The 21,504-nt window shown below is 68.4% G+C and carries 17 protein-coding genes, 1 tRNA gene and 1 riboswitch; of the genes, 9 read left to right on the forward strand and 9 right to left on the reverse strand.

Translation table 11 applies throughout. The features are described from left to right. The first annotated feature begins 58 nt into the window (after window positions 1-58). Window positions 59-1,942, forward strand: a complete 1,884-nt coding sequence (locus ACN0TP_RS00390) for an ABC transporter ATP-binding protein (RefSeq protein WP_417215317.1) — start codon at window positions 59-61, stop codon at window positions 1,940-1,942. Window positions 1,943-2,111: 169 nt separating this feature from the next. Continuing rightward, window positions 2,112-3,341, forward strand: coding sequence for an ROK family protein (locus tag ACN0TP_RS00395; RefSeq protein ID WP_417215319.1), 1,230 nt, complete (start codon window positions 2,112-2,114; stop codon window positions 3,339-3,341). A 291-nt stretch (window positions 3,342-3,632) separates the two neighbouring features. On the opposite strand, the gene ACN0TP_RS00400 is transcribed toward ACN0TP_RS00395, so the two are convergent. Next, window positions 3,633-3,706: transfer RNA gene (locus ACN0TP_RS00400), tRNA-Arg, on the reverse strand. A gap of 80 nt (window positions 3,707-3,786) precedes the next feature. Further along, window positions 3,787-4,482 (reverse strand): hypothetical protein, encoded by a 696-nt coding sequence (locus ACN0TP_RS00405; RefSeq protein WP_417215321.1) that lies wholly within the window; start codon window positions 4,480-4,482, stop codon window positions 3,787-3,789. A 74-nt stretch (window positions 4,483-4,556) separates the two neighbouring features. Here ACN0TP_RS00405 and pcrA point away from each other — a divergent pair, with 74 nt between their 5' ends. The 3 genes from pcrA (at window position 4,557) to sucD (ending at window position 9,345) form a co-directional block, all read left to right on the forward strand. After that, window positions 4,557-6,974 carry a DNA helicase PcrA gene (gene pcrA / locus ACN0TP_RS00410; protein ID WP_417215322.1) on the forward strand — a complete coding sequence of 806 codons (2,418 nt, stop codon included), beginning with the start codon at window positions 4,557-4,559 and terminating at the stop codon, window positions 6,972-6,974. Between the two features lie 264 nt (window positions 6,975-7,238). Beyond that, the gene (gene sucC / locus ACN0TP_RS00415; RefSeq protein WP_417215324.1) at window positions 7,239-8,405 is read left to right on the forward strand and encodes an ADP-forming succinate--CoA ligase subunit beta; all 1,167 of its coding nucleotides are present in this window, start codon (window positions 7,239-7,241) and stop codon (window positions 8,403-8,405) included. Window positions 8,406-8,424: 19 nt separating this feature from the next. Then, on the forward strand, window positions 8,425-9,345 hold the full coding sequence (gene sucD, locus ACN0TP_RS00420) for a succinate--CoA ligase subunit alpha (protein WP_417215326.1): 921 nt from the start codon (window positions 8,425-8,427) through the stop codon (window positions 9,343-9,345). 95 nt (window positions 9,346-9,440) lie between these two features. On the opposite strand, the gene ACN0TP_RS00425 is transcribed toward sucD, so the two are convergent. Genes ACN0TP_RS00425 through ACN0TP_RS00435 form a run of 3 tightly spaced genes read right to left on the reverse strand, consistent with a single transcriptional unit; the run spans window position 9,441 to window position 12,950 of the window. After that, window positions 9,441-10,976, reverse strand: coding sequence for an APC family permease (locus ACN0TP_RS00425; RefSeq protein WP_417215328.1), 1,536 nt, complete (start codon window positions 10,974-10,976; stop codon window positions 9,441-9,443). After that, a complete protein-coding gene (locus ACN0TP_RS00430) occupies window positions 10,973-11,992 on the reverse strand; it encodes an agmatine deiminase family protein (RefSeq protein WP_417215330.1) in 1,020 nt (339 codons plus the stop codon). The genes ACN0TP_RS00425 and ACN0TP_RS00430 overlap by 4 nt, the downstream gene beginning before the upstream one ends. 13 nt (window positions 11,993-12,005) lie before the next feature. Continuing rightward, a complete protein-coding gene (locus ACN0TP_RS00435) occupies window positions 12,006-12,950 on the reverse strand; it encodes a nitrilase-related carbon-nitrogen hydrolase (RefSeq protein ID WP_417215332.1) in 945 nt (314 codons plus the stop codon). Window positions 12,951-13,118: 168 nt separating this feature from the next. Here ACN0TP_RS00435 and ACN0TP_RS00440 point away from each other — a divergent pair, with 168 nt between their 5' ends. The 4 genes from ACN0TP_RS00440 to ACN0TP_RS00455 all read left to right on the forward strand — a co-directional run bounded on the left by ACN0TP_RS00440 (window position 13,119) and on the right by ACN0TP_RS00455 (window position 17,524). Continuing rightward, window positions 13,119-13,778, forward strand: coding sequence for a TetR/AcrR family transcriptional regulator (locus ACN0TP_RS00440; RefSeq protein ID WP_417215334.1), 660 nt, complete (start codon window positions 13,119-13,121; stop codon window positions 13,776-13,778). Between the two features lie 45 nt (window positions 13,779-13,823). Further along, window positions 13,824-14,888 (forward strand): zinc-binding dehydrogenase, encoded by a 1,065-nt coding sequence (locus tag ACN0TP_RS00445; protein ID WP_417215336.1) that lies wholly within the window; start codon window positions 13,824-13,826, stop codon window positions 14,886-14,888. A 153-nt stretch (window positions 14,889-15,041) separates the two neighbouring features. Further along, window positions 15,042-16,448, forward strand: a complete 1,407-nt coding sequence (locus ACN0TP_RS00450; protein WP_417215338.1) for an Nramp family divalent metal transporter — start codon at window positions 15,042-15,044, stop codon at window positions 16,446-16,448. A gap of 32 nt (window positions 16,449-16,480) precedes the next feature. After that, entirely contained in the window at window positions 16,481-17,524 is a 1,044-nt protein-coding gene (locus ACN0TP_RS00455) for an L-idonate 5-dehydrogenase (protein WP_417215340.1), read from the forward strand. A gap of 10 nt (window positions 17,525-17,534) precedes the next feature. Here the strand turns inward: ACN0TP_RS00455 and ACN0TP_RS00460 are convergent, their stop codons facing one another. The 4 genes from ACN0TP_RS00460 to ACN0TP_RS00475 all read right to left on the reverse strand — a co-directional run bounded on the left by ACN0TP_RS00460 (window position 17,535) and on the right by ACN0TP_RS00475 (window position 21,448). Then, window positions 17,535-17,846 carry a hypothetical protein gene (locus ACN0TP_RS00460; protein WP_417215341.1) on the reverse strand — a complete coding sequence of 104 codons (312 nt, stop codon included), beginning with the start codon at window positions 17,844-17,846 and terminating at the stop codon, window positions 17,535-17,537. Between the two features lie 13 nt (window positions 17,847-17,859). Further along, window positions 17,860-18,000, reverse strand: a riboswitch (SAM riboswitch). A 90-nt stretch (window positions 18,001-18,090) separates the two neighbouring features. After that, on the reverse strand, window positions 18,091-18,648 hold the full coding sequence (locus ACN0TP_RS00465; protein ID WP_417215343.1) for a hypothetical protein: 558 nt from the start codon (window positions 18,646-18,648) through the stop codon (window positions 18,091-18,093). 11 nt (window positions 18,649-18,659) lie between these two features. Continuing rightward, window positions 18,660-21,059: an alpha/beta hydrolase gene (locus ACN0TP_RS00470; protein WP_417215345.1), complete on the reverse strand. Its 2,400-nt coding sequence runs from the start codon at window positions 21,057-21,059 to the stop codon at window positions 18,660-18,662. Further along, window positions 21,056-21,448, reverse strand: coding sequence for a DUF6507 family protein (locus tag ACN0TP_RS00475; protein WP_417215346.1), 393 nt, complete (start codon window positions 21,446-21,448; stop codon window positions 21,056-21,058). The genes ACN0TP_RS00470 and ACN0TP_RS00475 overlap by 4 nt, the downstream gene beginning before the upstream one ends. Between the last annotated feature and the right edge of the window lie 56 nt (window positions 21,449-21,504).

The following is a 21,504-nucleotide window of genomic DNA, read 5'->3' on the forward strand; positions in this document are numbered from 1 at the left end:
GTACCATGGTCCCCGGCCCCTTCCCGGGCCGGATCGGACCAATCGAAGGATCACCGCCGTGAGTATGGACCAAGCCGCCTGGAACTCGCTGTGGAGGATGTCCTCGGGGCACACGGGACGGCAGTTCGCGCCCGGAACCGTCCGCCGTGTCATCGATTTCGCCCGCGGGTACGGCGGACGCCTGACGGTCTTCGTCCTGCTCTCGGTGGTCGCCGCGGTGCTCGCCGTGGCCACCCCGGTCCTGGCCGGCAAGGTGGTCGACGCGATCGTCGCCGGCGGGCCGCTGTCCGTGGTCGTGGACCTGGCACTGCTGATCGCAGCCGTTGCCGTGGTGGAGGCCGGGGTGTCGCTCTGGAACCGCTGGCTCTCCTCGAACCTGGGCGAACAGGTGATCTACGACCTGCGCACCGCGGTGTTCGAACACGTCCAGAAGATGCCCATCGCCTTCTTCACCCGCACCCGCACCGGGGCGCTGGTCAGCCGGTTGAACAGCGACGTGATCGGGGCCCAGCAGGCCTTCGCCGGCACGTTGTCGGGGGTGGTGAGCAACATCGTCGCCCTCGTGCTGACCGCAGCCGTCATGCTGGGCACCTCCTGGCAGCTGACCCTGCTCTCGGTGGTCATGCTGCCCATCTTCCTGATCCCCGCCCGCCGCATGGGCTCGACGCTGGCCCGGCTGCGACGCGAGGCCGCCGAATACAACGCCGAGATGGGCTCGCAGATGACCGAGAGGTTCTCCGCCCCCGGGGCCACCCTGGTCAAGCTCTTCGGCCGGCCCGAGGCCGAGGTCGACGCGTTCGCCGACCGGGCGGCCCGGGTGCGGGACATCGGCGTGAAGACGGCCGTCCGCCAGTTCACGTTCGTCACCGCCCTGACCCTGGTCGCCGCGCTGGCGCTCGCCCTGGTCTACGGCATGGGTGGCGCCTTCGCCCTGACCGGGCAGCTCGAGGCCGGCGACGTCGTCACCCTGGCCCTGCTGCTCACCCGCCTGTATGCGCCGCTGACGGCGCTGGCCAACGCCCGCGTCGAGGTGATGAGCGCGCTGGTCTCCTTTGACCGGGTGTTCGAGATCCTTGACCTCAAACCCCTGCTCGCCGAGCAGCCGGGCGCCCGCGAGGTGCCGGCCGGGCCGGTCTCCGGGCGTTTCCGCAACGTGCGGTTCGGCTACCCCAGTGCCGAGAAGGTCTCGCTGGCCTCCCTCGAGGAGGTCAGCGTGCTGGATACCCGCGGCGGCGAGGAGGTCCTGCACGGCATCGACTTCGAGGTCCCCGCGGGGCAGACCTACGCCCTGGTGGGCTCCTCGGGGGCCGGGAAGTCGACCATCGCCCAGTTGCTGGCCCGGCTGTACGACGTCGAGGAGGGGGCGGTGGAGCTCTCGGGCCTGGACGTCCGCGATGCCACGTTTGCCAGCCTGCGCGAGACGGTGGGCATGGTGACCCAGGATGGGCACCTCTTCCACGAGAGCATTGCCGCCAACCTGCGCCTGGCGGCGCCCGAGGCCTCCGACGCGGCCCTGTGGGATGCCTTGCGACGGGCCCGGTTGGAGGAGCTGATCCGTTCGCTGCCCGATGGGCTGCAGACGATGGTGGGCGAGCGCGGGTACCGGCTCTCCGGCGGGGAACGCCAGCGGTTGACCATTGCCCGGCTGCTGCTGGCTGCCCCGCGCGTGGTGCTGCTGGATGAGGCGACCGCCGCGCTGGACTCGACGAGCGAAGCCGCGGTGCAGGCTGCCCTGGTGGAGGCGCTGTCGGGCCGCACCGCCGTCGTCATTGCGCACCGGCTCTCCACCATCCGCACGGCCGATGCCATCCTGGTCATCGAGGGCGGGCGCGTCGCCGAGCGGGGCACCCATGGCGAACTGCTGGCCCGGAACGGACGTTACGCCGAGTTGTACCGGACCCAGTTCGCTGCGGCCGGGCCGGACACCGGCTCCATCCCGTAGACGCCACCGCCGGGAACACGCGCCGCCGGCGCTCTGGGCGCATGTGACGCAATCGATATGTACAATCAAAGACCATGCGCTCATATGGGGCGCAACGGGATGTGACGCGCCGTTGGGGCTGCGTGGGCGGATCCCGATCCCCGTGGCCACAAAATGATCTGGAGCATACATGCAGCGCGGCACCAACCTTGGGCGGCTAGGCGACTTCAACCAGGCAGTGATCTTCGAATCCATCCGGCGGGCCCTCGACGGCGTCAGCCGTGTCGAACTGGCCGAATCCACCGGCCTCTCACCCCAGACGATCTCCAACGTCGTGCGCCGGCTGCTCGACGAGGGCCTGGTCCGCGAGGACCGCACCATCGTGTCCGGCCCCGGCAAACCCCGGACCGTCCTGGAACTGGAGGCGAACCGCCAGCTCGCCATCGGCATCCACCTGGACCCCGCCCTGATCACCTTGGTGATGCTCGATCTGCGCGGGGAGGTCATCGTCTCCCGGCGCTATCCCGGCCCCACGGTGGAGGACCCGGAGGGCACCGTGGCACGGATGGCGGAGGCCGTCGAGGACCTCATCAAGGCCTCCGGGCAGCCGCGCTCGAACATCGTCGGCGTCGGAGTCGTCGTCCCCGGGCCGATGGACGCCGATGGCGGACATGTCACCGGTCCGCCGTTGCTGGATGGCTGGTCCAAGGTGGAGGTCGTCAAACCGCTGGCGACCCAGCTGAAGCTGAACGTGATCCTCGAAAAGGACACCATCGCCGCGACCATCGCCGAGGTGTGGCACGGGGCGAACCAGGAGGACGAACAGGACATCGTCTTCGTCTACGTCGGTGCCGGCATCGGCGTCGGCATGGTCATCAACGGGGAGATCGTGCGCGGCGTGAGCAACAACGCCGGGGAGATCGGGCACTACTCGGTCGGTGAGGAAACCACCCTGTGCGTCTGCGGGCGCACCGACTGCCTGGCCGGCGCCACCTCCTTCGAGACGATCGCCCGCAAGGCCACCGCGGCCGGCCTGGACCTGGGCATCGCCGAAAACGCAGGCGTTTCGGAACGGGCTGCCGGCATGGGGCGCCTCGTGGCGCTAGCCGATGAGGGGAACGCCGTGGCGATCGAGCTGCTGCGCACCTTCGCCCGGCGGGTGGCCGACATGGTCGGCCAGCTGGTTAACGTGCTGGACGTGGACAAGGTCGTCTGCGGCGGACCGTATTGGGAGCAGATCCGCGACCACGTCCTGGAGACCGCCAGCGAGGTCGTCAACGAACGCTTCAACGCCAAGGAGGTCCACGGGATCCGCGTCGTCAATTCCGAGCTCGGCCCGGAGGTCGCGGCCATCGGCGGAGGGTGTGCCGTGCTGGACGCGAGCCTTTCCCCCAAGCCCAGCGTCCTGTTGCTCGGCTGAGGCCCACCAACTGCGTGGCAGTATGTCGAAGTGGATTGACATTCTATTTCCAGTGGAATTAGATATGAAGGTTGGCGCTGCGGCAACCAAGCTGCCCATCGACACGGCAAGGCGAGTCTCAACTGCTTTCGTGCCTGGTGGGGGAACGGCAGATTGGCTACCACGGGAGCGGTGCCGGCACGGGAGCCGACGGACGGCGTGGTGATGCATCTAGGGAGCCATCACCATGGGGTCCGTCGGCCCCACCCTTTAAGCTGCGGCCCCAGAGTGGGAACCGGTGCCTTCTTCGGGTGCCCCTGACCGGAATCGAACCGATGGCCTACCCTTTAGGAGAGGGTCGCTCTATCCGACTGAGCTACAGGGGCCGCTGGCCCGGATCCTGGACCCGGGCGAACAGCAACCATCCTAGCGCCCGATCCGGTCGACGCCGAAAACGCCGGGTGCCTCAGGACAGGCCCGCCTCGCTCCACTTCCTGCGGAACGTGCGCACGAACGCGGTGATGACGACTCCCAGGCCGGTGGCCACCGTGGCAAAGAGCAGGTACCAGCTGGCCACCGTCAGCGCCGAGGCAGTGGCCACCGACGCGGCATCCACCGGCCCGGAGAGCAGCCCGTCGATGAGCGGGTTGTCCCACAGGTCCACGATCGCAAACACCAACGGGACCGCCCAGAGTGCCCACCTCAGCCCACGGCGGGGCACATGCAGGGCGATTGTCAGCATCGTCACCAGGGACAGGAACAGGGGGAACAAGGTCCCGGCCGTCTTGTGCACGTAGGAGAGCTGCCCGCGGGCGTCGGCGTCCATGTGCGAGCGCAGCTGCTCGATGTGCGGAAGGCGGTAGCCGCCGATCATCTGGTCCGGCATCGCCAGGCCCCCGGCGAGGTCCTGCATCTGGTGCAGCACCACCAGGTGGTAGTACCAGAACAACAGCACCGCGGCGCCGAGTCCGGCCCACAGGATCAGGTTGCCGTTGCCCTGGGCCTGTTCCGGGGTGCGGCCCGTGGTCGTGTTGGCCAGCGCGCTGCCCGGGCGCGGCACCGGGCCCGCAGGGGTGGAAGCCGGCCTCGTCGCCGTCCCGCGGGAACTGGTGGACTGGCGGTTGCGGGGCTTCTTGCGGCGCTGGGCGGGCTTCTTGGACATGCTGCCCATTATGCCGTCGGGCCCACCGACCACGGAAAACGCCGGTGGCGGAGCGACCGTAGACTGGAGGGACCATGGATTTTCTCTTCGACGACTTTTCCGATGCGCGTTCGCGCCTGACCGCGGACGACGCCGGTGCCCCCCCGGTGCCGAATGCCGCCGAACTGCTCGAGGGCCTGAACCCCGAGCAGGAACGCGCGGTGAAGCATGCCGGCAGCCCCCTGCTGATCGTTGCCGGCGCCGGATCCGGCAAGACCCGGGTGCTCTCGCACCGCATCGCCTACCTGTTGGCCACGGGGCGTGCCCGCCCCCATGAGATCCTGGCGATCACCTTCACCAACAAGGCTGCCGCAGAGATGCGCGAACGCATCGGGGACCTGGTGGGGGAGCCGGCCCGCAAGATGTGGATTTCCACGTTCCACTCCTCCTGCGTGAAGATCCTGCGCCGCGAGGCCACCCATGTGGGCCTGAAGTCCAACTTCTCGATCTACGATTCGGCCGATTCGCTGCGCTTGATCACCCTAGTGGCCAAGGGGCTGGACCTGGACCCGAAGAAGTTCGCCCCCAAGGCCATGCAGCACCGGATCTCCGCGTTGAAGAACGAACTCGTCGACGACGAGGACTACGCCGCCACGGCGAACCTGAACGACCCGTTCGCCGCGGCAGTGGCAGAGGTCTACCGCGGCTACACCCAGCGGTTGCGCCAGGCCAACGCCATGGACTTCGATGACCTCATCGGCCAGGTCGTGAACATCTTCCGTGCCTTCCCGGCGATCGCCGACAACTACCGCCGCCGCTTCCGCCACGTCCTGGTCGACGAGTACCAGGACACCAACCACGCCCAGTACTCCCTGGTCCGCGAGCTCACCGGACCCGACGGGCCGACCCCGGGCGGGGAGCTGACGGTGGTGGGCGACTCGGACCAGTCCATCTACGCCTTCCGTGGCGCCGACATCCGCAACATCGTGGAGTTCGGCAAGGACTATCCGGACGCGGAGACCATCAAGCTCGAGCAGAACTACCGCTCCACCCAGACCATCCTCAATGCAGCCAACGCGGTGATCTCCCGCAACGAGGACCGGCCGGAGAAACGACTGTGGACCGCCGAGGGGGACGGGGCCAAGATCATCGGCTACGTCGGGGAATCCGAACAGGACGAGGCACGGTGGATCGCCGATGAGATCCTGCGCCTGAACGACGACGAGGGCATCCGCCCCGGCGACGTGGCGGTGTTCTACCGCACCAACGCCCAGTCGCGTTCCCTCGAGGAACAGCTCATGCGCGTTGACCTGAAATACAAGGTCGTCGGCGGCACCCGGTTCTACGACCGCAAGGAGATCAAGGACGCCCTGGCCTACCTGCGGGTACTGGTCAACGAGGAGGACGACGTCAACGTCCGCCGCATCCTGAATGAACCCAAACGCGGGATCGGAGACCGTGCCGAATACGCCATCGCCGCCCTGGGGCAGAAGGAGCGCATCGCCTTCACCGCGGCCCTGCGCCGTGCCGATGAGGCGCCGGGGCTGGCCACGCGCAGCGCCAAGGCCATCGCCGGATTCGTGAAGATCATCGACGACCTCTCGGTCGTCGCCCAGGGCTCCGGCGCCGCCGCGGCCCTGGAAGCCGTGCTGGAGCAGACCGGGTACCTGGAGATGCTGCGCAGGTCCGATGACCCGCAGGACGAATCGCGGGTGGAGAACCTGGCCGAACTGGTGGCCGTGGTCCGCGACTACGAACGCGACAACCCCGAAGGGACCTTGGGCGACTTCCTCGAACAGGTCTCCCTGGTCGCCGACGCCGACTCCATCCCGGCGGCGCCCACCGACGAGGAGGGCGCCCAGCTGGCCGAGCAGGAAGGCGTCGTGACGTTGATGACCCTGCACACCGCCAAGGGGCTGGAATTCCCCGTCGTGTTCCTCACCGGCATGGAACACGGCATCTTCCCGCACCAGCGCTCCATGGCCGATCCGAAGGAACTCGCCGAGGAACGCCGACTCGCCTATGTGGGCCTGACCCGGGCACGACGCCGGCTCTACGTCACGCGCGCCGAGTACAGGAGCCTGTGGGGCCAGTCCCAGTACAACCCGGCCAGCCAGTTCCTGGAGGAGATCCCGGCCCACCTGCTCGAATGGAAGCGCGAGGGAGCGGCGCGGTCGGCCCCCGGCACGTTCGGCGGCACCGGTGACTTCGCCACCAGCCGCTACGACGCCGGCTCCTACTGGGGTTCGGGCAGCGGGGGAGGGCGGCGCTCCGGCGACGCCGAGCCGGGTTCGCTGCGCACCACCCCGACGGCACGCGCCGTCGGACGGGTGCAACCGCAGAAGGAGGTCATTGCCCTGTCGGTGGGGGACAAGGTCTCGCACACCAGCTTCGGCGAGGGGGTGGTCCTGGCCCTGGAAGGTGCCGGTGACAAGACGGTGGCCAAGGTGAAGTTCACCGCCGAGGAGAAGCGGCTGCTGCTCCGCTACGCACCGCTGTCCAAGATCGACTGAGCCCGCCGGCTGGCGCCTGGGTGGCCGTGGCGGACCGGCGGAAACGAGCCACCGCAGGGGGCGTCGGTGGCCCCACGGGGCGCGAAAAATCGCGGTATGACGGCCCAGGATGTCTACTTGACGTAGAACTGTGCTCTTGCTCACGAAAGCGATACCCTAGGCAGGGCATCCGCCACCCAGGGACTAAAGTTCCACTTGGAGCCATCGGGCCAACACGAGCCGTGCTCCGAGTCAGAAACGACTTCGACGTAGAAGGACACACCCGTGGACCTGTATGAATACCAGGCGCGCGATTTGTTCGAGCAGCACGGTGTCCCCGTGCTTGCCGGCATCGTTGCGTACACCCCTGAAGAAGCCAAGGCTGCCGCCGAGAAGATCGGCGGAGTTGTCGTGGTCAAAGCCCAGGTCAAGGTCGGAGGCCGCGGTAAGGCCGGCGGCGTCAAGGTCGCCAAGACCGCCGACGAGGCGTTCGACTACGCTTCCGCCATCCTCGGGATGGACATCAAGGGCCACACCGTCAACAAGGTGATGATCGCCCAGGGCGCAGACATCGCCGAGGAGTTCTACTTCTCCGTCCTGCTGGATCGCGCCAACCGCAACTACCTGGCCATGTGCTCCGTCGAGGGCGGCATGGAAATCGAGGAGCTCGCCGTCGAGCGCCCCGACGCCCTGGCCAAGGTCGCCGTCGACCCCGCAGTGGGCATCGACCAGGCGAAGGCCGACGAGATCGTCGCCGAGGCCGGCTTCGCCGCCGAGCTGCGCGCCGACGTCGCAGCGGCCATCATCAAGCTGTGGGACGTCTTCGTGAAGGAAGACGCCACCCTGGTCGAGGTCAACCCGCTGGTCCGCACCGGCGCCGGCGAGATCGTCGCCCTGGACGGCAAGGTCTCGCTCGACGAGAACGCCTCCGAGGTCCGCCACCCCGAGCACGAGGCACTGGAGGACAAGGGTGCCGCCGATCCGCTCGAGGCCAAGGCCAAGGAAGCCGGCCTGAACTACGTCAAGCTCGACGGCCAGGTGGGCATCATCGGCAACGGCGCCGGACTGGTCATGTCGACCCTGGACGTCGTCGCCTACGCCGGGGAGAACCACGGCAACGTCAAGCCCGCCAACTTCCTGGACATCGGCGGTGGCGCTTCGGCAGAGGTCATGGCCGCCGGCCTGGACGTCATCCTCAACGACGAGCAGGTCAAGTCGGTGTTCGTGAACGTCTTCGGCGGCATCACCGCCTGTGACGCCGTCGCCAACGGCATCGTGAAGGCCCTGGAAATGCTCGGCGACAAGGCCACCAAGCCGCTCGTCGTCCGCCTCGACGGCAACAACGTCGACGAGGGACGCAAGATCCTGGCCGACGCCAACCACCCGCTCGTGACGCTGTCCACCACCATGGATGAAGGCGCCGACAAGGCCGCCGAACTGGCGAACGCCTAAGGACCAGGGGAAAGAAAACATGTCTATCTTCATCAACAAGGACTCCAAGGTCATCGTCCAGGGCATCACCGGTGGCGAGGGCTCCAAGCACACCGCCCGCATGCTCGCCGCAGGCACCCAGGTCGTCGGCGGCGTCAACGCCCGCAAGGCCGGAACCACCGTCACCCACGGCGAGGTGACCCTGCCCGTCTTCGGTGCGGTCTCCGAGGCCATCTCCGAAACCGGCGCCGACGTCTCCATCGTCTTCGTGCCGCCGAAGTTCACCAAGGACGCCGTCGTGGAGGCCATCGAGGCAGGCATCGGCCTGGTCGTGGTCATCACCGAAGGCGTGCCCGTGCAGGATGCCGCCGAGTTCTGGGCCCTGGCCCAGTCCAAGGTCGACGCCAACGGCAACCAGGTTACCCGCATCATCGGCCCGAACTGCCCCGGCATCATCACCCCCGGCGAATCGCTGGTCGGCATCACCCCGGCCAACATCACCGGCAAGGGCGGCGTGGGCCTGGTCTCCAAGTCCGGCACCCTGACCTACCAGATGATGTACGAACTGCGCGACCTGGGCTTCTCCACCGCCATCGGCATCGGCGGCGACCCGGTCATCGGCACCACCCACATCGACGCCCTGGCCGCGTTCGAGGCGGACCCCGACACGAAGGCGATCGTCATGATCGGCGAAATCGGCGGCGACGCCGAGGAACGTGCCGCCGAGTACATCAAGGCGCACGTCACCAAGCCGGTCGTCGGCTACGTCGCGGGCTTCACCGCCCCCGAGGGCAAGACCATGGGCCACGCAGGCGCCATCGTCTCCGGCTCCTCGGGCACCGCCCAGGCGAAGAAGGAGGCCCTCGAGGCCGCCGGGGTCAAGGTCGGCAAGACGCCGTCCGAGACCGCCCACCTGCTGCGCGAGATCTACCCCGAGCACGCCGAGGCCTCCAACCTCTAAACCCGCGTCGCCGGCCACCGGCCGGTACCGGTCACACGCAACGGCACCCACCTTCACTGCGAAGGCGGGTGCCGTTTCGTGTTGCCGGGAGGGGGTCACCGCTCGGGGGCGGACCGGGGCAGCGACGTGCCGGAGAAGTACCCGGGATGACGGCGGTGGGCCCCGATGAGCAGCAGCAACCCCACAGCCAGGATGCCGACGCCGACCACGAACACCAGTCCCACGCCGAAGACCTCGGAGCCTGAGCCGTAGGAGGGATCCCAGCTGTCGAACGCCGTCTGCAGGAACACTGCAGTCAGGGCGATCCCGCCCAGCAGCGGCGCCAGGAACCGGAAGAGGAAGTTGCGCACCGTCCGGAACGCCGTGTGGCGGAAGTACCAGACGCAGGCCATGGCCGTCAGCCCGTAGTAGAAGCAGATCATCATGCCCAACGCCAGGATGGTGTCGTTCAGGACGTTGGTGGACAGCACCCGCATCAGCGCATAGAAGGCGGTGGAGACGCCGCCGGCGAAGAGGGTGGCGAAGACCGGTGAATACGATCGCGGACTGATCCGGGAGAACCGCTTCGACAACGCCCCGTGATGTCCCATGGCCAGCAGTGAGCGTGCGGGGGAGATCATGGTCGATTGCAGGGAGGCGGCGCAGCTGGAGAGCACCGAGAGCGAGAGCAGGATCGCGAAGGGCCCCATGACCGGCGAGGCGAGTGCGGCAAAGACGTTTTCCCCGTTGTCCGGGTTGCCCAGGCCGGTCCCCGTTGTCCCGGTTCCGGCGAACATCACGACGGCGATGGACCCGAACAGGTAGATGGCCAGGACCACCACGGCGGTGAAGCCCGCGGCCAGTCCTGAGGTCTTGCCGCCGTTTTTGGTCTCCTCGTTCATGGTCAGGCAGACGTCCCAGCCCCAGAAGGCGAAGATGGACAGGCTCAGCCCGACGGCGAACGCGGAGAACGAGCTGATGTGCATCGGGTTGAACCAGTCCCAGCTGAAGGCCAGGTGCCCCGGCTGGGCGGAGGCCTTCGAGATCCCGGCGATGACGAACCAGGCCAGCACCACGACCTGGAAGCCGACCAGCAGGAACTGCACCGTGCGGGTGGTGTGCAGGCCACGGCAGGAGACCCAGACGGCCAGGGAGACGAAGACCAGGCAGGTGGCGATGTTCACCGGAATGTTCTGCGCCAGCGCGGCCAGCTCCGGACGCCCGGTGACCTGGGAGAGCAGCAGGTAGAAGAAGTCGACGGCCACGCCGGCGAGGTTGGAGAGCACGATGATGTTCGCCGCCAGCAGCCCCCAGCCGCCCATCCAGCCGATCCGTGGTCCGAAGGCCTTCGAGACCCAGGTGAAGGTGGTCCCGCTGTCCGGGGTGTCGGTGTTCAGCTCGCGGTAGCCCAGGGCGACCAGGAACATCGGGATGAAGCCGATGATGAAGATCGCCGGCAGGTAGGGGCCGATGGCCTGCACTGTCGGGCCCAACGACGACGTGAGCACATACGCCGGGGCAATCGTCGAGACGCCGATGAGGATGGCGGCTCCCAAGCCGATCTGGCTGGGGGCCAGGCCCTTGGACGTTCCCCCGCTGCCATCGGCCAGGTCGGTGGGCCGCTGCGGGGCGGTTCCGGTGTTCGTGCTCATGGTTTCCTCCCCACGGCTGGTTGTTGCTGGGTGATGCAGTGGATCCCGCCACCCCGGGCGAAGAGTTCGCGGGCGTCGACGCCGACGACCTCGCGGCCCGGGTAGGCCCGGCCGAGGACCTCCAGTGCCTCGTCGTCGTGCAGGTCATCGAAGGTGCAGGCAATGACTCCCGCGTTGGTGACCAGATGGTTGAGGTAGCTGTAGTCGACCCAGCCCTCCTCGTCGCGCAACGTGGCCGGTGCCGGGACCGGGATGGCGTGCAGCCGCTGGCCGGAGGCGTCCGTCGCGGCGGTGAAGAGTGCGCGCAGCTCGATGCTGAGCTGGTGGTCCGGGTGTTCGGGGTCCCGCTGGTCGTGGTAGAGCACGACGCCGGGGGAGGGGAAGGTGGCGACGATGTCCACGTGGCCGCGGGTGCCGAATTCGCCGCTGTCACGGGCCAGCCCGCGGGGCAGCCAGATGACCTTCTTGACGCCGAGCAGCCGGGAGAACTCGGCCTCGATGTCGGCCTTCGTGGCGCCGGGATTGCGGTGCGGATCCAGCTGGACCGTCTCGGTGGCCAGCGCCGTGCCGGCACCGTCGACGTGGAAACCGCCGCCCTCGTTGACCAGCGATGAGGCGATGACCGGTACCCCGGCGAGCCCGGCGACGGCTGCCCCGATGTGGCGGTCGCGGTCCCACGTGGCCCACTGTTGCTGGCCCCACCCGTTGAAGACCCAGTCGACGGCGGCGAGGCGGCCGGCGTCGTCGTGGACGAACGTGGGGCCGATGTCGCGCATCCAGGCATCATCCAGGGCCCGTTCGACGATCTTCACTGCGGTGCCGAGATGGCGCTCCGCCTCTGTGCGGGCCGCGGGGTCCACGACCATCGTCACCGGGGTGAAGCGGGCCACGGCGCGGGCGACGTCGGCCCAGCAGGTCCTGGCGGCCTCGGCGTCGGCCGCGGTGTCGCCCAGCGTGTAGCCGGAGGCCGGGAAGGCCATCCAGATGCGCTCGTGCGCGGCGGTCTCGGCGGGCATGGTGAACGCCATCTCAGGCACCCCCCACCGGTGCGGTCAGCGCCGCGTAGGTATCCGGGCGGCGGGTCCGCAGGAACGGGAAGAGCTGGAGCCAGTCCCGGCGTTGGTCCAGGTCGATGTCGGCGACCAGGACGGCTGATGCGTCGCGCGGTGCCTGGGCCAGGATGCGTCCGTAGGGATCGCAGATGAAGGACGATCCATAGAATTCCAGCGATCCCTCATCCCCGTACCGGTTCGGTGCCGCGATGAACAAGCCGTTGGCGATCGCGTGGCCGATGATGGACTGCTGCCACAGCGGCTGGGTGTCGAACTCCGGGTGGTCCGGCTCCGAGCCGATCGCCGTGGGGTAGGCCAGCAGGTCGGCACCGGCGAGCGAGTAGCTGCGGGCCACTTCGGGGAACCATTCATCCCAGCAGGTCGGCAGGCCCACGCGCAGCCCGTCCAGGCCGGCCGGGGTGTGCACGGGGTAGGGGTCCTGCGCGGGGCCGGGGCGGAAGTAGAGGTCCTCGTGGTAGCCGGCGGTGACCGGGATGTGGAGCTTGTGGGTGGCGGCCTGCAGGCCGCCGTCGGCGCCGACGAGGATGGCGGTGTTCAGGCCCAGGCCGTCGCCGGCGTCGGCCCGCTGGTACAGGGAGGCGTGCACGCTGATCCCGTGCCGGCGTGCCGCCTCGGCGGCAAAGGCGAACGTGGGGCCGGATTCGAGATCCTCCGCGGCGTCGGCCGGGACCCCCTGGGGCCGCGTGTCGGCGGGGTAGCGCGAGAGGGTGAGCTCGGGCAGGAAGACCACTGCCGCACCGTGTCCTGCGGCGCGGGCGATGCCCTCGTCGAGCTCGGCCCGCAATGCGGCGGCGTCCGGCTGCCAGCGGTGTTGGACGAGTGCGATGCGGCGGGTGCCGCGTTCGGGTGCCTCGACCCGGCACGGCGGGGGGAGGGGTGTGGTGGTGACGATTTCCAGCATGGCCGGCTCCTTCGACGGGACGACGCTTATATGAATGACGTTCGTTTAGTAGTATGACCCTCGTCACGATGACGCGCAAGACTTTTAGCGAATGAGATTCGTTTTCTGGGCCGCGGCTGGCATACTCGGCTGCGGGGCCCGGCCGCGGCCCGCACACGAGGAGGGGACATGGCCCGACCGACGACGCCGAAACTCAGCAGGTCCGCCATCGCCGCCGCCGCCCTGGACCTGGTGGACCGCACCGGCGAGTTCACGATCCCCGCCCTGGCCGCAGCGCTGCACGTCAGCCCGTCCTCGCTCTACAACCACATCGGCTCCAAGGCCGACATCGTCGAGCTCATGCGCGGGGCAGCGATGTCGGCCGTCGACATCCCGGGACCAGCCGACGACGCCGACGCGGCGGCACCGGGGGAGGGGCACCACTGGCGCGGGACCCTGCGGGCGATCGCGATCGGCTACCTGGACTCCTACGCCCGGCATCCACGACTCATCCCGCTGCTGACCGCCTACACCGTCCGCGACGCCACCACCTTGCGGGTCTACGACGCCATGGCGCGCGCACTCGCAGCGGGCGGCTTTGACCCGGCGGCCCGGTTGCGTGCCGTGACCATCCTGGACTCCTTCATCCTCGGCTCCGCCCTCGATGCGGCGGCACCGGCGGTGGTCTGGGAGGCCGACGAGGCGGCCAGCGAGGAATTCACCCAGGCACTCGCCGCCGGGCTGGACGCACCGGACCGGGCCCGCACGACGTTCCTGGAGGGGCTGGACCTGATCCTCGACAGCTGGGCCGCGCGCGCGGCGGCAGAACGTTCTACGCTGGAGACGTAGACCGGAATCCCGGCCTCCTTACGCCCAGTTCCCAGGAGCACCTGCATGCGCGCCACGATGATCCACGCCCCCTATGACATCCGCGTGGAGGACCGCCCCGCGCCGGCGATCGCGCACCCCGGCGACGCAGTGGTCACGGTGGCCGCGGCCTGCGTGTGTGGTTCCGATCTCTGGCCCTACCGGGGCGTGCGTGAGACCAGCGCACCGCATCCGATCGGGCACGAGTTCGTCGGCACGGTGACGGAAGTCGGCGCCGAGGTCAGCACGCTGGCCGTCGGGGACTTCGTCATCGCCCCCTGGGCCAACAGCTGTGGAACGTGCCCGGACTGCCGCAACGGCGTCCAGGTCGCCTGCCGGCACCGGGCCATCTGGGGCGGACAGGACGAAAACGGGCTCGACGTCGAAGGCGGCCAGGGCGAAGCGGTCCGCGTCCCGAACGCCGACGGCACCCTCGTGGTCGTCCCCGGTGTCACCGATCCTGACGAAAAACTGCTCAAGAGCCTGCTCTCGCTCTCCGACGTCATGGGCACTGGGCACCACGCGGCCCTGGGCGCCCAGGTCGGGCCCGGACGCAGCGTCGTGGTGGTCGGGGACGGCGCCGTGGGCCTCAGCGGGGTGCTGGCCGCCCATCGACTGGGTGCCACCCGGATCATCGCCATGTCCCGGCACGAGGACCGGGCCGCGATCGCCCGGGCCTTCGGGGCGACTGACATCGTCGCCGAGCGGGGCGAGGAGGCCGCCGCCAAGGTCTCGGAGCTCCTCGGAGGTGTCCTGGCCGATTCGGTCCTCGAATGCGTCGGCACCGCCGAATCGATGGACCAGGCCCTGCGTTGCACGCGCGCCGGCGGTGCCCTGGGGTTCGTCGGCGTTCCGGCAGGGGGCGCCGAACTGCCGATCGGGGTGTTGTTCTCCAAGAACATCACGGTGGCCGGCGGCGCCGCCTCCACCCGGGAGTACATCCCCGAACTGTTGGCCGATGTGCTGGCCGGAAGCATCGATCCCGGGCTGGTGTTCGATGCCGTCATGCCGTTGGACGACGCGGCAGAGGCCTACCGGGCGATGGACGAACGCCGGGCCACCAAGGTGATGCTGTTGCCGCGGGGCGAATGAAAGTTATGGCCACCGCTGGGTGCCGCGGCACCGCGCGGCATAGCCTGTAGATGACTCCGGCAGCCGCACCGATGGGGCTGTCCAGCGGCCGGCTGCCGCCCGGATCCACAGCTTGAGGGTCCCGCGCCGCGGTACCCCTGCCCGAGGAGCTGCATGAGCACGCAACCCCACCGTCCAGAACTCAAGACCCGCGACCTGGACGATCCCTACGCCCTGAATGCCAGTGACGTCCAGGAACCACCCACCACCTGGCGGGGCCGCTTCAAGTTCCTGGGCCCTGGCATGATCACCTCGGCGGCGGTCGTGGGTTCCGGAGAACTCCTGACCGCCACGACCCTGGGCGCCCAGGTCGGGTTCATCCTCTTGTGGCTGGTGCTGGCCTCCACGTTCCTGAAGGTCTGGGTGCAGATCGAACTGGGACGGTGGTCCATCTCCACCGGCAAGGTCGCCGTCACCGGGTACGACGAGGTGCCGCCCCGGCTGGGCAAGCGCGGTTGGATGGCCTGGCTCGTGCTGCTGATGTTCGTCCAGTTCCTCACCAGCCAGGCCGGCGTGATCAGCGCCTCGGCCTTCGCCTTCTCCGCACTGATGCCCATCGGAGGGGACCCCTTCTCGATCCTGTCCATCGGCGCGTGGGTCGCCATCCTGGTGGTCATCGCCATCGCCATCCACGTGGCCAACAAGTACACGGTGGTCGAGGGCATCTCCACCAGCCTGGTGCTGCTGATCGCCGTCTTCGCCGTCCTGATGGTCTTCCTCATCCAGGGCACCGAATTCTCCTGGACCGCCGGCGACATGCTCGAGGGCATGCGCTTCCAGGTCGCCGTCGGGTCCATGGGCGTGGCGCTGTCCATGTTCGGCCTCACCGGCGTGGGCGCCGGCGAGATCACCGCCTACACCTACTGGTGTGTCGAAAAGGGCTACGCCGCCTGGTCCGGCAAGAACGACGGCTCCGACGCCTGGGTGAAGCGTGCCCGCGGCTGGATCTCTGTGATGAAGCTGGACGCCTGGGTCTCCTGGGTCGTCTACACGGTCTCCACCGCTGCCTTCTACATCCTGGGCGCCGCCGTCCTGCACCCGCAGGGGATCGTGCCGAAGGGCGACGCGGTCATGGGCACCATCGCCAGCATCTTCTCCACCCAGGTGGGACAGTGGGGCGCCGTCGTGTTCCTGATCGGCGCCGGACTGGCGCTGTTCAAGACGATCATCGCCAACGTCCCCTCGCTGGGCCGCCAGGTCGGCAACATCCTGGCCGTCTTCGGGGCCTTCGACTGGGACAACCAGGTCCAGCGGGACCGCTGGATGCGCGTGATCATGGTCGTCCTGCCCATCGTGTGGGGCCTGTTCGGCACCGTCGTGTCCTCACCGCTGGCCCTGGTGGTGCTGGCGGGCATCCTCAACGCGGTGTTCCTGATGGGGGTCGCCGCCGCCACGATCTACCTCTCCCACCGCCAGACCGATCCGTTGGTGAAGGACGGCAAGTTCTTCACCGTCCTGCTCGTGCTCTCGGCACTGGCGATCTTCCTGGTCGGCGTGCTCGGCCTGGCCAACAGCTTCTGATCCGCCCCGCGGGGCAACGAAGGGAATCCGGCATGAAAGCCGTCGTGGTACACGGGCAGGGCGACCTGCGCGTCGAGGACATCGCCGATCCGGCCTGCGGCCCGGACCAGGTGCTGGTCGAATTGGCCTGGGGCGGCATTTGCGGCTCCGACATCGCCTACTGGAAGCACGGTGCCTCCGGCACCGCCATCCTGCGCGACCCGCTGATCCTGGGCCACGAGGTCTCGGGACGCGTTGCCGACCTCGGCGAGCGGGCAGCTGGGGCCCTCGCCGGACGGGGCATCCGCGTCGGCACGGCGGTCACGCTGCACCCGGCGACGTATGTGGGACGCGAGGACCCCGTCGCCGCTGAAGGGGAACGGCTGAACCTCTGGCCCGAGGTCAGGTACTTCGGATCGGCGGCGTTCCAGCCGCACGAACAAGGCGCCTTCAGCCGCTACCGCACAGTGCGCGCCGACCAGCTGCGCGTCATCCCCGCAGGGGTCTCCCTGAAGCAGGCGGCCTTGGCCGAACCCTTCGGGGTGGCGCTGCACGCCGTCAAACGGGCCGGAGACATCACGGGCCAGACGGTGCTGGTCAACGGGTGCGGGCCCATCGGTGCCCTCGCGGTCGCCGCGGCCCGGGCTGCCGGGGCCGGGACGGTCATCGCCGCCGACCTCTCGGCGGCCGCCTTGGACATCGCCTCCCGGATGGGCGCCGACGGGATCGTGAACCCCCGGAGTGGCGACGAGCTTCCCAGCGACGTCGACGTCGCGATCGAGGCCTCGGGGGCACCCCGGGCGCTGGGCAGGGTCATCTCAGCGGTTCGCCGCGGCGGGGCGCTGGTCCAGGTGGGGAACCTGCCCGGGGGCGAGATCCCGGCGGCCCTGGGCAACATCGTCACCCGCGAAATCGACTACCGCGGCTCGTACCGCTTCGTGGACGAGATCAGCGATGCCCTCGCCCTGATGGCCGGCGGTGTCGATGTGGGCCCCCTGATGACCCACGAGGTGGCCATCGAGGATGCCGTCAGTGGTTTCGAACTCGCTGCGGACCGCCGCACCGGATCCTCCAAGGTCATGATCCGGCTCGGCTGACACGGGGCGTTCAGCCGGTCTGTGCGCCGGCGGGCCGGACGGGGAAGAACGAGCGCCCCACGCGGTCGTGCCCGCCGGGGACCAGCAGCATGCCTAGCGCTGCGTTGAACTGCACCGCGGAACGACCGGCGGCGGGCATCCGCAAGGCAGCGCTCAAGGTCTCGAAGTCCTCGGGAAGGAGGATGTGCCCCTGCTCTGCAGTGTCCACGCGGATGGTCCCGTGCCCCAGGACGACGGCGGCGTCGACCCAGTCACCACGAAAGCGCGGCATTCCCGGGGAGGGGTGTGGTGCGGGGTAGGGGTGCAGCGGCATGGCCTGCATGGCGGTGCCTTTCGGATCGTCCTTGCCCCTGGCGGCTACCGGAGGCCGCTTCGTCATCCGAACCACCCGCCGAACAATCCGTGGACGACGCGCGCGTCGCACGCAGTGGGGTTGGTGCATGGCCAGTCGGAGCTTGGCGCCATGTCTCGTGAAGCTGGTTACAGCCTAGCCGGGTGCCCCGACACTTTGAATCCGGGCACCGGCGTCGTTCATGTGACGCCATGCGGCGCAACATCGGAACGGGTCAGTCGACGTCCGTGAGCATGGAGGGGTGCGAGGAGCACTCGCTGCCGAACCTGATGTTGGTGCGCAGGTCATTGGTGCGGTAGGAGACGAAGGCGCCGTTGGGGCTCTGGGCATCGATGGCCGAGGCAGCCCGCTTGGTCTTCCCCGGAATGTAGCCGGTGATCTCCATGCCGCGGTCCTCCAGCAGCTTCTGCATCCGCTCGATGGCCGCCGGCCCATCGGTGCTGGGCCCGGTAGTGACCATGAGCAGCAACTGCCGCGCATCTTGGGGCCCGCTGGCGCAGGCTTTCGGCGCGAAGGACTCCCGGTCCTGCGGCGAGTAGGGGACGCCATCCAGGTACTCCCATTGACCGCCGATCGCCGTGGTGACATCGGTGATCGAGGCGTAGAAGTCCTCGCGGATGGCCTGGGCATCGCGCTGGTTCTCGGCGGCGGAGGCCGCGCCGGTGGAGGTGTCCATGGGTTCTCCTGGGGAGGGGCTGCAGGCGGTGATGCCGATGAGCAACGACAGGGCCAGGGCCGTGCCGGCGACGCGGGTCGTTCGAAAAGGGGTCACGGTTGCCGAGCCTATCGTGTCGGCTCGTCGCGGTGTGTGTCGGACCAGTGGCGGAGGGCGACCTCTTCCGGAGCCAGGGCGCTGTCCACGGCAACCCCGACACCGCGTTGCGCCGAATCGACCGATCCGTTGCCGACCAGCTGGAATCCGTCGATGGTTGTGTTTCGGGTCCACTTGGCGGCATCCGATAACAAGCGGCCACGGTCCTGCGCGTCATCGACACTGGCGTTGAAGGCATCGTGGGTGAGGTCGTAGGCGCCGCCGAGGACCTTGCCGGAGCCGTCCTGCAGGGACTTCACGACATCGGAGTCGCCCCAGCCGAAGGGGATGGCCTTGCGCGCGCCGTCTGCGGCACCGCTGGCCAGCGACTTGCCGGTGTCACCCGCCGCATCCACCAGTGACTGGCCCTTGTCGATCCCGGAATTCACCGCCCCGACCGCCGAATCCTGCAGGCGGTCGAAGACCGACTGATGCGAATCGACGGTGGTGTTGACGACCAGTTGGGAGGCATCGACCGCAACGGTGGGGGCCATGTAAACGTTCTTGGCTCTTTCGATGTAGGTGTCGCTGATGGCCTGGTCGTGGATATCCAGGATCTGCGCCTGGTCGGTGGTCACCGCCGCGAAGTTGTACAGGCTGGTGGTGTTCGCATCCAGGTAGCCGTGCCCGGTTTCCGTGTCGTAGGCACCGATGGCCTCGCCCTTGGCATAGTCGAACAGGAACTTCACTGCCTCTACCTGGTTGTGCGGCGTCGACAGGTGCGACCCATCGTAGGTGCCGTGCCCGCTGTGGCCCGTGGTGGCCTTCAGCGGATTGCCCGACCCGTCGACGCTGGACTCGGAGTAGAGCACCTGGGCGCCGAAGGCGTCATCGGTGGGCGAGATGCGGGCAACATCGCCGAACGCGGAGGACAGGATCCCGCCGGGGGCCACCAGATCGCCCTTGGCCTGGGTGGCATAGACCGCCGGACGGCCGTTGGGGGCGTCCTTGACGTGCAGGTCGTCGGCGGAGTCGGCGACGTTCGGGTCCAATCCGGCCGAGCCGTAGAAGTAGACGGAGTCGACCTTGAACTCGGTCTGGGTCAGCGCGTAGGCGGCCATGGTGGTGCCATACGAGTGGGCCCCGACGTTGATCCGGGGGACGGTTCCGCCGTCCTGTACCAGGGTCAGGTGCAGGCCGTCGAGTTGGGTGGCCAGCTCATGTCCGCCGACCCGCGCCTTGTCCGTGTAGTTCACCTCGGTGGAGGCCGGGAACCCCCCGGGGGAGTCGTAGCCGATCCAGGCGACGACGACCTGGCGGCCATCGGCATACATGCCCTGTTGGTCCCACAGTGCCTGGGCGTTATCGACCTCCCCCGTCATGCCCTGCGTCTTGCTGGTGATGCCGGAGGCGTTGAACGTCACCGAGGAGGCATCGTCGATGTTGCCGATGGCCACTGCCGCGAGCGGTTTGTCGGTGGAGGGGTCGAAGCTGATCAGGTGGCGTTTCTGGTCGTGGGTGGTGGGGGCCTTCAGTGATTCGAGGATCGACTTGTAGGCCTTCTCCTGGGCCTTGGTGACCGGGAATTTCCCGCCCAGCATCATGCGCAGCACCTTCTTGTTGGACTTCGCACGCTGGGTATAGCTGACGCCCTCGGTATTGCCGGCGATGATCGGCAGTGAAGCGATGATCGCCGTCTGCTGTGCGCCGGTCAGGCCCTTCCAGAAATCCACTTGTTCACGCGCCGGCATGGAGGTGCGTGGCCCATAGGCCATGGCCTCCGGGTACTCCTGGGCGAAGGTGGCGATCTCCTCGGGGGACATCTTGGCCAGGTAGGCGTAATAGGCCCGGACCTGGGCCGGTGTGGAGTCCTGGCGGCTCGCTGCCTTCTGCAGCCGTTCGGCGTCGTTGCTGACCAGGTCCAGGACTCCCGCGGCGTAGTGGGAGGTGACGTCGGTGGTGACCCGCTTGACCTTCTGCAGGGCGGTGACACAGGTTTTCCGGGCGGTGGTGTAGTCGGTGGCCAGCGCGCTGGCCCGGCGGATGAGCGGAGCGCGGATCAACTGTGCGACCTGGGCGTCGTAGATGTCCTTGAACCTGGCCTTGGCATCGTCGATGTCGCCAACCAGCGCCGTGTGCTTCGTCTGGATGTCGCCGACCGCCGTGGCGAAGTCGTCCAACGCGTTCTTGATGGAGGTGGCGCTGTCCACGAGGTCCTCGGCAGCTGTCTTGGGGGTGTTCATGGCCGTGAGGACCTGCTGTTGGGCCGGGGCGTGGTAGATGCCGGAGAGCCCGTTCCAGGTGGTGTGCAGGTCGGTGAAGTGGTTCGAGAAGGACTGGGTCTTCGTCTTGATGGCCGAGGCCTGCGTCGTCAGGGTGTCCTCGTCGGGGACGTTGGCCGTGGCGCTGATGTCGATGGGTTCCCACTTCACGATTCAACCGTCCGTTTCCCGGCGCCGAAGTTGAACTTGCCCGCTGGAACACCGCCGACCGGGGGACCGGCCACGGGGACCGAAGCGGCCATGGATTGTGCCCGGTCGCGCATTTCGGTATCTGCGCTCTGGAACGCCTTGACCGATGCCCCGGTTCCCTGGATCGCATTGTTGCCGCGGGTCATCGTGTCAGTCATGTCGTTGACCATGACATCGGTGCGCAGCGTGGACAGCTCCGCGACAATGTCCTCGCACTCCCCGGCGAGGGTGGACTCGACGGCTTCCAACGCGCTGTTCACGGCGTCCTTGGCCGGTTCAGTCAGTTCCAGCGTGCCCTCGGCCGAGGAGAGCAGGGTCTTCGCCGCCGCCACGTCCACTGTCCACGCCATGTGCTGCCCTTCTCCGTCCGTTGACCGTACCCACCCAGCGTAGGGGCGCGGGGCCG

Origin of the sequence: Arthrobacter sp. (genome assembly GCF_048266065.1) — a bacterium.
GTDB lineage: Bacteria > Actinomycetota > Actinomycetes > Actinomycetales > Micrococcaceae > Arthrobacter_H.